The organism is Limnothrix sp. FACHB-881 (assembly GCF_014698135.1).
In the GTDB taxonomy this organism is placed as follows: Bacteria; Cyanobacteriota; Cyanobacteriia; order CACIAM-69d; family CACIAM-69d; genus CACIAM-69d.
In genome coordinates, this window is the sequence record NZ_JACJSN010000003.1 from 110,768 (window position 1) to 122,540 (window position 11,773).

The 11,773-nt window shown below is 54.5% G+C and carries 9 protein-coding genes; 5 read left to right on the forward strand and 4 right to left on the reverse strand.

Annotated features, from left to right (window positions below; genetic code table 11):
- Positions 1-28 precede the first annotated feature (28 nt).
- Both H6G52_RS04585 and H6G52_RS04590 read right to left on the reverse strand, forming a co-directional pair.
- Positions 29-535, reverse strand: a complete 507-nt coding sequence (locus H6G52_RS04585) for a Ycf51 family protein (protein WP_099534598.1) — start codon at positions 533-535, stop codon at positions 29-31.
- Between the two features lie 465 nt (positions 536-1,000).
- Complete coding sequence (locus H6G52_RS04590; protein ID WP_190526754.1) at positions 1,001-3,232, reverse strand: calcium-binding protein; 2,232 nt, start codon at positions 3,230-3,232, stop codon at positions 1,001-1,003.
- Between the two features lie 728 nt (positions 3,233-3,960).
- Between H6G52_RS04590 and H6G52_RS04595 the strand changes: the two genes are divergently transcribed.
- A complete protein-coding gene (locus H6G52_RS04595) occupies positions 3,961-4,362 on the forward strand; it encodes a VOC family protein (RefSeq protein ID WP_199291598.1) in 402 nt (133 codons plus the stop codon).
- Positions 4,363-4,423: 61 nt separating this feature from the next.
- Here H6G52_RS04595 and H6G52_RS04600 read toward each other — a convergent pair whose 3' ends face one another.
- Entirely contained in the window at positions 4,424-5,353 is a 930-nt protein-coding gene (locus tag H6G52_RS04600) for a Cof-type HAD-IIB family hydrolase (protein ID WP_190526755.1), read from the reverse strand.
- A gap of 291 nt (positions 5,354-5,644) precedes the next feature.
- Positions 5,645-5,896, reverse strand: a complete 252-nt coding sequence (locus H6G52_RS04605) for a hypothetical protein (protein ID WP_099534583.1) — start codon at positions 5,894-5,896, stop codon at positions 5,645-5,647.
- 460 nt (positions 5,897-6,356) lie between these two features.
- Here H6G52_RS04605 and H6G52_RS04610 point away from each other — a divergent pair, with 460 nt between their 5' ends.
- From H6G52_RS04610 to H6G52_RS04625, 4 genes are all read left to right on the forward strand, one after another.
- The gene (locus tag H6G52_RS04610) at positions 6,357-6,587 is read left to right on the forward strand and encodes a hypothetical protein (RefSeq protein ID WP_190526757.1); all 231 of its coding nucleotides are present in this window, start codon (positions 6,357-6,359) and stop codon (positions 6,585-6,587) included.
- Positions 6,588-6,779: 192 nt separating this feature from the next.
- Complete coding sequence (locus tag H6G52_RS04615) at positions 6,780-8,789, forward strand: AarF/ABC1/UbiB kinase family protein (RefSeq protein ID WP_190526759.1); 2,010 nt, start codon at positions 6,780-6,782, stop codon at positions 8,787-8,789.
- A 580-nt stretch (positions 8,790-9,369) separates the two neighbouring features.
- Entirely contained in the window at positions 9,370-10,860 is a 1,491-nt protein-coding gene (hemG, locus tag H6G52_RS04620) for a protoporphyrinogen oxidase (protein WP_370567672.1), read from the forward strand.
- A gap of 720 nt (positions 10,861-11,580) precedes the next feature.
- On the forward strand, positions 11,581-11,751 hold the full coding sequence (locus H6G52_RS04625; protein WP_190355568.1) for a hypothetical protein: 171 nt from the start codon (positions 11,581-11,583) through the stop codon (positions 11,749-11,751).
- Positions 11,752-11,773 lie beyond the last annotated feature (22 nt).

Consider the following 11,773-nt stretch of genomic DNA (forward strand, 5'->3'; position numbering starts at 1 on the left):
GCGGGCTGAGTTCCTAGAAGCTAAATTCCTAGAACAGAGTGATCTTGGGATTTTCATCGATGCGAACGGTGAGCGATCGCTCGATTTGCCCTAGGTATTGGAGCTTCGAGATCCCATCCTCAGGATGAGTGACCGATCGCGCACGGATGGTCAACGAAGGCTTACCCCCCACTCGTCCAGGGGAGTAGAGGTCGATCGCGGCTTGCTTGAGGGTGGCCACCAACGCCTCCGCTGGTAAATCTGGCGAAACGGCGATCGTGGCGAGGGTTGCTCCCGTGTCATAAACCAGTTGGTAGGGGGCGGCTCCCTCAATGCGCGGCCGTTCCCGGAGGCTGAGGCCAAAACCAAACAACCCCGCCGCCACCACGATCGTGAACGCGGTGACTCCCACCAGTCGAAACCGCCAGGCCCAGCCCAACACAAACGCCAAAATGGTCAAGAGCAAAAACAGACCATCGGCCGCCAAAGTCCACTTGGCCCCCTCGATCGCCAGTTCCGTCAGCCCTTTGCCATTCAAAAGTTGACTGAAATCCATCGCTTGCATTCCCCTTGTCTTCGCTATTTTTTGTCTTCGTTGTTTTTTAGATTGGCTATCTTTCAGATTTAGCTGTCTTGCAGATATTGATCTTTCAACATTCTTTTGGCTATTACGAGAGTGCCCGAAAAGTAGCCTAAGGGGCGAACCAATCGCCAACAGTTGCGGGGGCAAGAAGCTTCAGCCCCTTGTCTGGGCCGGTTGATGAAACCCACAAAGCAGTAGTTTTGGCTTTTCAGACATCCTCTAATGGGATCTTTGAAAAGTTGGGAATACCCAAAAGTTGGGAATACCCAAAAAAAGGGGTGGCTCACTGTCCACCCCTCAGACTCTATCGGTTTTGCTTCCACCGATGCAAGCGCACCACATGAGCGCAGCCGAATCAGCGCAACCGATTAGCTCCTCTGCATCTTGGCGATCGGAAACCGTTCTGCGATTTGGCCCCGATCCCCAATGGCTCAGGTTTTAATCGTCATCACCCTTGCCGAAGCGCTTACCAATACCGGGGGGCAGGGTGTCAAACGTCCGCTTGCCACCAACGATCTGTTTCGCCAATCCGGGCGGCAGACCCAACAAACCACCGCCCAGGCTGATGTTGGTGATGTTCGTGATGTTGGTGATGTTCGTAATATTGGTGATGTTCGTCACGTTGGTGGTGGAACCGCTGAGGCTACCACCCGTAGTGCCGCCGCCCGTGGTGCCGCCTGTGCTGCTACCGCCGCCCGTGCTACCACCCGTGCTACCGCCCGTGTTGGTGTCCGGCAGGCCAAAGATGCGGAAGTTGCTGGCAACCAATTCTGCTTCGGAGTAGATCTTCAGCGAGAAGCCCGAGGAAACCTTGACGATCGAGAAGAAGTTGCCATCTTCGTCGCGGCCCTTTTGGGTCACGGCTTTCAGCACATCGCCACCGGACTTGAAGCCCAAATTCGCCGCCAGGGCAATTCGATCGTCCTTCGTAGAGAAGTCATAAATCGTCGCTTCGCCGGTCAAGGGGTCGATCGAGCTGCTGCCCGTCGTGGAACCGGTTGTGCCCGTGCCCGTCGTACCCGTACCAGTTGTACCTGTGCCCGTGCCCGTCGTGCCCGTCGTGCCCGTCGTGCCCGTACCAGTTGTACCCGTGCTCGTCGTCCCGGTGGTGGTTCCGAGCGTAGTCCCCGTGGTGGAAGTCGAACCCGTCGTGCCGCCCGTGGTCGATCCGCTCGTGCCGCCCGTCAACGAATCGGAACCCGTAGTGGCCGTCACATCCAACTTGCCAAACAGGAACACATCCTTACCAGCACCACCCCACAGGGCATCCTTACCGTAGCCACCCTCGATCGAGTCGTCACCTTCGCCACCCAGGATCGAATCATCGCCCTGATCGCCCACCAGGATATCTTTGCCAGCGCCACCGACAATAAAGTCATTGCCATCGCCGCCAAAGATCAGGTCATCCCCAGCATTGCCCGTCAGGATGTCATCGCCACCGAAGCCAAAGATCTTGTCATCGCCACCCAGGCCATTGAACACATCTTTGTTGGAACCACCCCGGAAGAAATCATCTCCCTCGCTGGGCCGGTCAGACAAAGGCGAATTCGTGAAATCTGCATCCCGTTTTTCCTTGATGCCGAATTCTAGGAAGTGCTTGAACAGATTCTTGACCTGTCCGCCCTTGAAGGCCTTGGAAAGGTCTTCGTTGAAGTCCAGGTAGAGATCTTGGTTGAACTTGGGCGAAGGACTGAGACCCTTCGTAAAACCAACCGCTTGGAAGTGGGCAAAAGCGCTGCTGAATTGGCCGCTGGCAACCGCCGCTGCGGCATCCGGATTGGCTTCCAGATAATACTTGCCATCAAAAAATGTGCCACTGTTGCGTCCTTCCTTGACCCCAACAGTCAAGAAGTGCTTGTAGCTGTAGGAAAACGACAGATTGTTGAACAGAATGAACCCATCAACATCACCGTTGGTCTTCAGATATTCATTGGGGTTGAAGAAGTAGCTGCCCACCCGCCGTTCTTGAACACCGGCTTTGATGAAGTGTTCAAAGGCGCTGCGGAAGCCGCTAGCTTTCAGCGAAATCTTCAGGTCAACGTTTAGCTCCAGATATGCCTTCGGATCGAAGACCAACGAAGGGGCCCGATCTTCAAACTGCCCAACCGTTAGGAAGTGCTGATAGGCGCTCTTGATGGAGCCACTTTGCACAGCGGCGACCACATCAGGATTTTGCTCCAGATAGAACTTTTCGTCGAAGCAAAGGGACGGGTCGATCGCGGCTCCCGTTGTGGTTCCGGTGGGATCGGGGGTTGTACCCGTGGTTCCAGTCGTGCCCGTGGTACTCGTGGTTCCGGTCGTACCAGTTGTCCCGGTGGTTCCGGTCGTACCAGTTGTTCCGGTCGTTGTCCCGGTGGTTCCCGTTGTGCCCGTAGTTGTCCCGGTGGTTCCGGTAGTTGTCCCGGTGGTTCCCGTAGTTGTCCCGGTGGTTCCCGTTGTGCCCGTAGTTGTCCCGGTGGTTCCAGTCGTGCCCGTGGTTCCCGTGGTCGTCCCGGTGGTTCCGGTCGTGCCCGTGGTTCCCGTGGTCGTCCCGGTGGTTCCCGTCGTACCAGTCGTGCCCGTGGTTCCCGTAGTTCCGGTGGTTCCAGTCGTGCCCGTGGTTCCGGATGTGGTGGTTGGGGTGGTGGAAGTTGGAATAACTACAGTGTCCGTGGTGGGTGTTGTAGCCATGGTTGTTGATGTCCTCAGATATTGCTGATTAAGTCCCTAGATCTCGACTGGATGAGACAGATGAACGGGCTTGTTCACCTGCCATTTTGATCGCAGTCCATGGGCTGGGCAATCGTATTTCGGGCGATCGGGAAACAATGATTTGCTGATGGTGTGTCATTTCACAGCCCACAGCCTGCATCGAAATAATTGCGATACACCCAAATGCTTAGGATTGAAATTTCCTATAGCCGATCGATTCAGGTCAGTTACTGAGTCGATCGGTTTGCTGTTACGAGCTTTTGGCATCTCTGCCTTGTCAGACGAAGGGTTCCCAAATTGGTTCCCGTTCAATTTCTAAAATTCTGGATATTTTTTTGCATGGGTCTGTGACCATAATTTTTTTGAATTACTGTGAAATGCATGATAATTCCCGCAGAAAGTTGGGTAATCTAAGAAAATTTGCAAGATTATTTTTAGCGGAATTTTTTAGGATCACAACCGCAAGACTCTGCTGCAAGAGAGCGATTCGAGCCTGGCAATAACTCCCAACTTCTACAGGATGATTGACTGCGAAATCGGACGCTTATGACAGGTTGGAAACCGGCTAATGGCCCCGTGACTGTTGACCCTAATTTGCTGATCCCTATCTTTGCCCAACCTTTGCCCAAACTGATGTTCTGAAGGGATGCTTGGGGTAGGGTGGAATGAGCAGTTAACCGGATGCGCCGGGCTTGTGGAGTTGCACTGTGGATCGGTTGGACTATCGTGGAGCGCTGGTGGTTTTGGCGGATGGGATGGGGGGACAGTTGGGCGCGTTTTATCGATCGCTCCTGGGAGATCCGGTGCGATCGATCGGTTCGGGCTATTGGGAATTTGGGCTAACGGGCGGTCTGCGCTTAGGAATTTTTCGGCCCCAACCCGAACAGATGGAACGCTTTCAGGGCGCAACGGGGGGCTTTTGTCTCTGCTTGGAAGTGGTGAATTTGGATCAAGCGATCGCCCTAGTGAGCGATCGGGGGGCCACCTTGGCGGGGCCGGTGCGCATTGCGAGCCACGGCCGGGAAATTGACGCGATCGACCCGGCGGGGAACCGTTTGATTCTCTATGAGCCAAATGAATTGGCGAATTCTGGAATTAAGAATTCTTGAACTCAAGGACTTGAACTCAAGGACTTGATCGACAGCTATTGATCAACAACTTGATCAAAAACTAAAGAACTGAGCCACTGGCGGCCAAAACTTGCTCGATCGCCCGAGCGGCCCCATCCTCCTCCACCGACGGCGCAACCCATTGGGCGATCGCCTTGACCGGTTCCGGCGCATCCCCCATGGCCACCCCCAAACCGGCATAGGCGATCGCTTCCAAATCATTGAAGTTATCGCCCACAAACATCACCTGCTCCGGCCGTAAACCCAACTGTTGCTCCGCCAAGTGCCGCAGTGCATTGCCCTTGTTCACATCCGGGTGCGCCACTTCCAAAAAGGTGGACACGGACGTGGTGAGGTAAGCTTCCTGGGCACAGTAGCGCTGGCGCAGTTTTTCCAAAAGATCGCGGGTTAAGTGGCGATCGGGACTGAGGGCCAACACCTTCGTGGGTTCGGGGCCCTGAGCTAGCACTTGCCGCAAATCTCCCACTTCGATCGGGGTCACGCCCGTGCGATCGGCATAATCTTGGCTGGCCGGTGTTAGTTGACGAATCAGCAAGCGATCGTTCACATACAAATGCACCGACAGGCGATCGCCCCAGGCTGGCTCCTCCAAAAAGTCAACCACCTCCCGCGCCACAGTCCGATCCAGCGGGCGGTGAAACAGTGGCTTGGGCTTAGGGCGATCGGCCGGTTGGCTGTGGTCAGGTTGATCCATCCAAGCCCCCTGATAGGCAATCAGCGGTAGGGGGGTTTGAATCTCCCGATGAAACCGCAACGCCGAGCAATACATACGCCCTGTGGCAATGGTGACAGCCAAACCCCGAGCCTGAGCCGCTTGGATCGCGGCCAGAACCGGGGGATTAATTTGGTTATTTCGACCCGCGATTGTGCCGTCAATGTCCAACACAATCAACCGAATTGCACGGGCCAAATGATGGGGAAATGGCTGCTGTCCGCCACTGCCCGATTGCCAAGCTTCTGTAAACACCATCGGAAGGCCCCTCGCCCTGAAGTCACGGCTTGAACGCTCCAAAGTCTAACGCTCTCCCCAGGGCCAAACCTAGCCAAGAACGGTCTCTGGCAGGGGGAGGGCGATCGAACCATGGAGCATTCAGCAACTACGCGCAGCCGTGGGGCTAGGCCGCAATGGCGCATCGGGAATACATCGATGGCGAGTCTGCGAGTCCAAACAGTGGATCCGCCAAAAACCCAAACTTGGGTCGCCGCGCCACTCGCAACCATCCACAGCCTTCGCTAAAGTGGTTGGTCGCGAGCATGGCCACTATTGCGGATTGGATCCAAAAGGTTCTTGGCCAACGCCAAGGTTTTCATAACTCCCTTCCAGGGAAGCCCACAGGGATTGCAGTTCATGAAAAGCTTCCTCGGGTGAGAGCTTGCCGTTGGTCTCCAAGTTGCAAATGAAGCCAACTCGTTGGGCAAACTCTTGGAGGTTCGCGTTAAAGACCAAATTCTCGGGGCGAACTACGCCGCGATAGGTGGAGCAAGGAGCGATAAAGGTCGCATGGTCTTTCATGGGATAACCTCCAGGTCATACACGATTTGTGAATGGACGAAGAGGCGATCGCGAGCTTCCGGAAGATGTTAGAGCAGAGGGTTAAGGTCTGATTGCACCTGGTTGGAGGATAACGCTGGGCGATCGCGGTAACGGCGTGAGTTGGGCGCGAACGAAGCTCCCTTAAGGGCTTCTTAACCTAAGTTTAACCTAGTTTTGGAATTTTGGGCCTGAATTTGGAAAATTTGTCAAGCACCTGACCTGAACTGGACTGGGTTAAGATTTTGCACCCGATCAAGACATCAATATTCCAGGGAGAGATTAGGGACTGATCGGAAAAAGATCCGATCGCTGGAGAAATTGATTAGTTTCAGCATCCCTGAAATTGCGGAGAAACACTGCGATCGCGATCGTCCTCCAGCCCGATCGACATCATCACGCCCCCCTTGGATTTTGGTTTTGCACTCTGGGCTTTTCGCCCTTGGCTTTTTCTCCCCTCAGTCCAGTCAATCAGGATCGTTCAAGGCCTGATTCACCAACGTTTCAAGCGACGTTTCCGTTAGAGTTGCAGGGCGCGAAAAGCCGAGAACAATTAACCATCATGGAGGAAACCGGGGCTTTTCGATGGGCCAAGGCCCAGTTCCTTAAGGATTCGAGACGATTCGTCAAAAAGATCGGAAAGCTCGGGAATGGTTCTGATTATTTCGGTTAACCGTGAACCATCGCGGAGAGCCTTACGGGCCGTGGCGATCCACTGAACTCAGCTCCCCGTTTGCCCTCTAAGGCTGTCCCGTTATCAATCAATTCCTATCAATCGCCATCGAAATCCAACGATTGATGGCGACAGTATTTACAATTGGTTACTAAGTAACTGGTTCAGGCAACGTTCGCCATGACTTCAGCGATGACTCCTGTGTTTGATGCGACGGATCCCAAACGGGCCACGATCGAGGCACGGGCAGTGGCAGAGGATGTTTCCGCGCCGGTATCGCCAAATCAGGGGCCCACCGACGACGAAGACATCGAAACCTATCGATCGCCCCACTACGACCCAGACGCGATCGACGCGGCCTATCGAGGACGCTGGTGGGCGGTGCTGCAACGGGCGATCGCCGTTTTGTGGCCCTGCTTCACGTTTGCCTTTGCGATTTGGCGCGATCGCCAGAGCAACCAAGTCAAGCGCAACGAAGCCCGCCGCGCCCGCCAGTTACGAGAATTGCTGACCCAGTTGGGGCCCGCCTTCATCAAAGTGGGCCAAGCCCTTTCCACCCGACCCGACCTCGTGCCGCCGGTTTATTTGGAAGAGTTGACCCAACTGCAAGATCAATTGCCAGCTTTTCCGAATGAAATTGCCTACCGATTCATTGAGGAAGAATTGGGCGATCGCCCCGAAAATTGCTTTGCCGAACTCAGCGAAAAACCCGTTGCCGCCGCCAGCCTGGGGCAAGTCTATCGCGGCAAATTGAAAACTGGGGAAGCTGTTGCCGTGAAAGTGCAGCGCCCCGGACTCACGGAGCAAATCACACTTGACGTTTACATCATGCGTGGCCTTGCCAAGTGGGCCATGAAAAATGTCAAGCGACTGCGGAGCAACCTAGTTGCCATTACCGATGAATTTGCGGCCCGTATTTTTGAGGAAATGGACTATTCCCAAGAAGGGCGAAACGCAGAACAATTTGCCAAGCTCTATGGCTCCATGGCAGAAATTTACGTGCCCAAAATCTATTGGCAATACACCGGCAAACGGGTGTTAACCATGGAGTGGATTTCGGGAACAAAGCTCACCAATTTGAAAGAAGTGGCCGCACAAGGCATTGATGCCACCCACTTGGTAAATGTGGGGGTGCAGTGTTCTCTGCGGCAATTGCTGGAACATGGTTTTTTCCATGCGGATCCCCACCCGGGCAACCTGTTAGCCATGCCCAATGGTCAATTGGCTTATCTCGATTTTGGGATGATGAGCCGGGTTAAAAAATATCAGCGCTACGGACTGATTGAAGCGGTGGTTCACATGGTGAATCGCGATTTTGCTCGATTGGCGGAAGACTATGTGAAGCTAGAGTTTTTGACCCCTGACACCAATTTGGAGCCAATTTCCCAAGCCCTATCTGGCGTGTTTAGCAATGCGTTGGGATCGAGTGTTTCGGAGCTGAATTTCAAAAACATCACCGATCAATTGTCAGGGGTGATGTATGAATATCCGTTTCGAGTTCCGGCTTACTATGCCCTGATTATTCGATCGCTGGTGACCCTCGAAGGGATTGCGATCAATGTGGATCCGGAATTCAAAGTGCTCAGCAAAGCCTATCCTTACATTGCCAAACGATTGCTCACGGATCCGGCTCCAGAACTGCGGGCTTCGTTGCAAGATTTGCTGTTCCGGGAAGGAGATTTTCGTTGGAATCGGTTAGAAAATCTGTTGCGCAATGCCAAGGACAGTGCTGATTATGATCTCAATGAAGGGATCGATCGGGCAGCGGAGTTTCTGTTTTCGGAGCGTGGGGAATTTATTCGCCAGCAGGTCGCCAATCGGTTAGTGGAAGCGATCGACGCGGCGGGCCAAAGTGCTTGGCGATCGCTCCTGGACAATTGGGGCAAGTTCCTGAACCGCAACCCAGGCAGTCCGGCCAGTTCCAACCCGGGAACCAACCCCAGCGACCCGCGCGAAACCCTGGAGCGGTTGCAACGCATTTGGCAGTTGCTTCAGGAAACGCCTGGGTTTGATTCCATGAAGCTGTTGCAGTTGGCGGCGCGGATCCTAGTGCGGCCGGAAACCCAGCAGTTGGGTCAACAAATCGCCGGAGAGTTAGCCCAACGCGCGATCGCCCGGTTGATTCGGGAGGTATTGGTGGCGCGATCACCCCAGCCAATGACCGATTCCAAGGCGGCCGTCCCGATCGCAGCTCTGCGTTAGGCAATCATCGGGAAAATTTGGATCCCTTGGAACTGGTGCTCAGGGTTACTTGAGGCTTAATTGAAGGGTTACTTGAGTAGAAGGCGATTGCTCGATCGGGCGATCGCCTTCTACGTTCAGAGCGCGATCCTCAGTTACCCGGTAACCCCGCATTAGCTCGCCCAGCATTGGCTCACTCAGCATTCCTTGAGGGTCATTATTGATTTTTCATAACCCAATAACGATAAAAAGATAAAAGACCATCAACGGTTAAATTAAGAAGCGGTTGGCTGGCCGATCGCCCCTCCTCGCGAGACCCGATCGCCCCAGCCCCAAAAACCGCACAATTAAATCAATTCACTCGATCGATCCCACATCGCTTGAAATCGCATCGAGATCGCATCGACTGAAATCAACCGCGAGCGCCTGCGAATAACTGCAAGCACCTGGAATCACCCGTCCTTCAAGCGATTGATTGAACTCAGGGAAGCCAGGGCAACTAGTGCAATTAACGCAACTAGCGCAACTAGCCCCATTCGTGGGCTGGCGTTTGAATTTGAAATTGTTTTGAGAAAACTTGAAAAAAGGAGATCAAGCCGTGGTGGTTGCTGCACCGATTGGGGTTGAAGGGACAACGGATCGATCGACGACGATCGATGTGTTGATTGTCGGCGCGGGTTTAACGGGCTTGAGCGCTGCCCACCGTTTGGTTAATCACCCGGGCAACCGAGGGCGATCGACCCTGGTGGTGGAAGCGCAAAACCGTGTGGGCGGCAACATCACCACCCGATCGGCCGATGGGTTCCTGTGGGAAGAGGGGCCCAACAGCTTCGCCCCCACGCCAGAGCTGCTGAAACTCGCCGTGGAAGTGGGGTTGAAGGATGAGCTGGTGTTTGCGGATGGCAAGCTGCCCCGATTTGTCTACTGGGACGGTCGGTTACAAGCCATTCCCATGAGTCCCGGCGCATTTTGGAATTCCACCTTGCTGAGCGATCGGGGCAAAGCCAGACTGCTGTTAGGTGCGGCGGGTTTTGTGCCCCCGATCGTGGGTGCAGCCATTTCGGCAAGGGGCGGCGAAGAAACCGTCCGTGAATTCTTCACTCGCCACCTGGGTCAAGAAGCCATGGAGCGCCTCGTGGATCCCTTTATCTCGGGGGTTTATGCCGGAGATCCCAATGCCCTCAGTGCTTCGGCAGCCTTCCGCAAAATGGCCGCCATGCAAGCGGCCGGTGGTGGCTTGGGAGCCGGGGCAGCGCGAATTCTCTGGGCCAAACGCCAAGCGGCCAAACAAGCACCCCCAGCCGATCCCCGCTTACCCAAGCCCAAGTCCGGGGAGTTGGGATCCTTCCGCGAGGGCCTGCAAGCTTTGCCGGAAGCGGTGGCACGCGGTTTGGGCGATCGGGTCAAGTTGGGTTGGCAGGTGGAGGCGATCGCCCGTGATCCCCAAGGCACTTACCAGGTTACGATCGCCAGCCCCGATGGCCCCCAACAGATCACGGCTCGATCGATCATTCTGGCCACCCCGGCTCCGGTCACGGCTCAACTGCTAGAACCCCTCGCCCCCCGAGCCAGCACCGCCCTCAACGCCATTCCCTACCCCGCCGTTGCCTGCGTGATTTTGGCCTATCCCGAAACCGCCTTTGCCCAGTCCCTGCGCGGCTTTGGCAACCTGATTCCCCGCAGCCTGGGCCTGCAAACCCTAGGAACCATTTGGGCTTCCAGCCTGTTTGCGGGACGCGCTCCCCAAGGTTGGGCCCACCTAATCAACTTCATTGGCGGCGCACAAAATCCCACCCTGATCCACAAAACCGAAGACGAAATCGCCCAAATGGTTCATGCGGACGTGCGGCGGATTTTGCTGAAACAGGACGTGCCGCCCAAGGTGCTGTCGGTCAAACTCTGGCGACGGGCGATCCCGCAATACACGATCGGGCATGGGTCTCGCCTGGCCACCTTGCACCAGGAGCTTCAGCATTGGCCTGGCCTCTTTGCTTGCAGCAACTATGAAGGCGGCGTAGCGCTGGGTGATTGCGTGCGCCATGGTTGGGAACAGGCCGACGCGATCGAGCAGTTCCTCGGCAGTCGAGTCTAGGCAGTCGAGTCTAGGCAATCAGCCCCCACCCACCCGATCGGGAGTCTATTTTTGGATTTTGGATCGCGTTGAATTGTTTTGAATTACGTTCAACCATTTCTCAAAGGGCGCACAGTTCTCCTTTCGCTGTGCGCTCTTTGTTCTAATACCTACGTTCTAATAGCTGCTGGTTGATCCCTACTTGTTGATCCCTACTTGTGGATGATTGGTTGATTATTGGTTGTTGATCCCTGTTTATTGATTGTTGTGCTTTTGACGATTGTTCCGGCTATGTTGCTGATTTTTCTGGTTTTCATGTCTAGATCTGCCCTTAAATTCATTTTTTAATTCGTTTATTGATTGATATTGTTCATTTGCTTATCTTTTTCACAGATTTCTACGGTTTTTCTGGCTCCTAGAGGCCTGTTGACCAACTCGCCAACTAGTTCACGGCCATTTCACTGATCGGCCCTTGGCACTCCCGTTTTTAGGCGACTGCATTGGAACTGCTACTCGTTTAGTCGTTACCGTTTATTGCGTTCTGATCGACGAAAATTTGGCTGATTTGTGAATTTTTATCGCGAAATTTCAAGAATTCTCAAGCTTATTAAAGGTTAATTGCAAAGCCGGGACTTTCCCAAACACCCAGCTAAATCGGGATGGTAATTTGGGACAGCACAGCCGCTCATTAGCGGTTCTTATTAGTGCCTTTTGTTTAAGAAATCATCAAGGGAAAAAACCATGCAACCCGAGCAAAAAGATTTGGTCACTGGTGTTATTTCCGCTGCCGTTGGAGCCGGTGTGGCGGTGTCCTTCGCGGTGGCGTTCGGCCAAAGCCCCTGGATCGCGATGGGCATTACGGCTTTTTCGGCAGGTGTGGCCCTGTTGGTCGATCGCACCGGTTTGATGTAGTCGCCTCGCTGCGGTCTCTTTT

Bases quoted from the DNA above. Each gene is read 5' to 3' on its own strand.
- H6G52_RS04600 (WP_190526755.1), bottom strand. From the start codon at position 5,353: ATGGTGTTTACAGAAGCTTGGCAATCGGGCAGTGGCGGACAGCAGCCA.
- H6G52_RS04615 (WP_190526759.1), top strand. From the start codon at position 6,780: ATGACTCCTGTGTTTGATGCGACGGATCCCAAACGGGCCACGATCGAG.
- H6G52_RS04625 (WP_190355568.1), top strand. From the start codon at position 11,581: ATGCAACCCGAGCAAAAAGATTTGGTCACTGGTGTTATTTCCGCTGCC.
- H6G52_RS04590 (WP_190526754.1), bottom strand. From the start codon at position 3,232: ATGGCTACAACACCCACCACGGACACTGTAGTTATTCCAACTTCCACC.
- H6G52_RS04605 (WP_099534583.1), bottom strand. From the start codon at position 5,896: ATGAAAGACCATGCGACCTTTATCGCTCCTTGCTCCACCTATCGCGGC.
- H6G52_RS04585 (WP_099534598.1), bottom strand. From the start codon at position 535: ATGGATTTCAGTCAACTTTTGAATGGCAAAGGGCTGACGGAACTGGCG.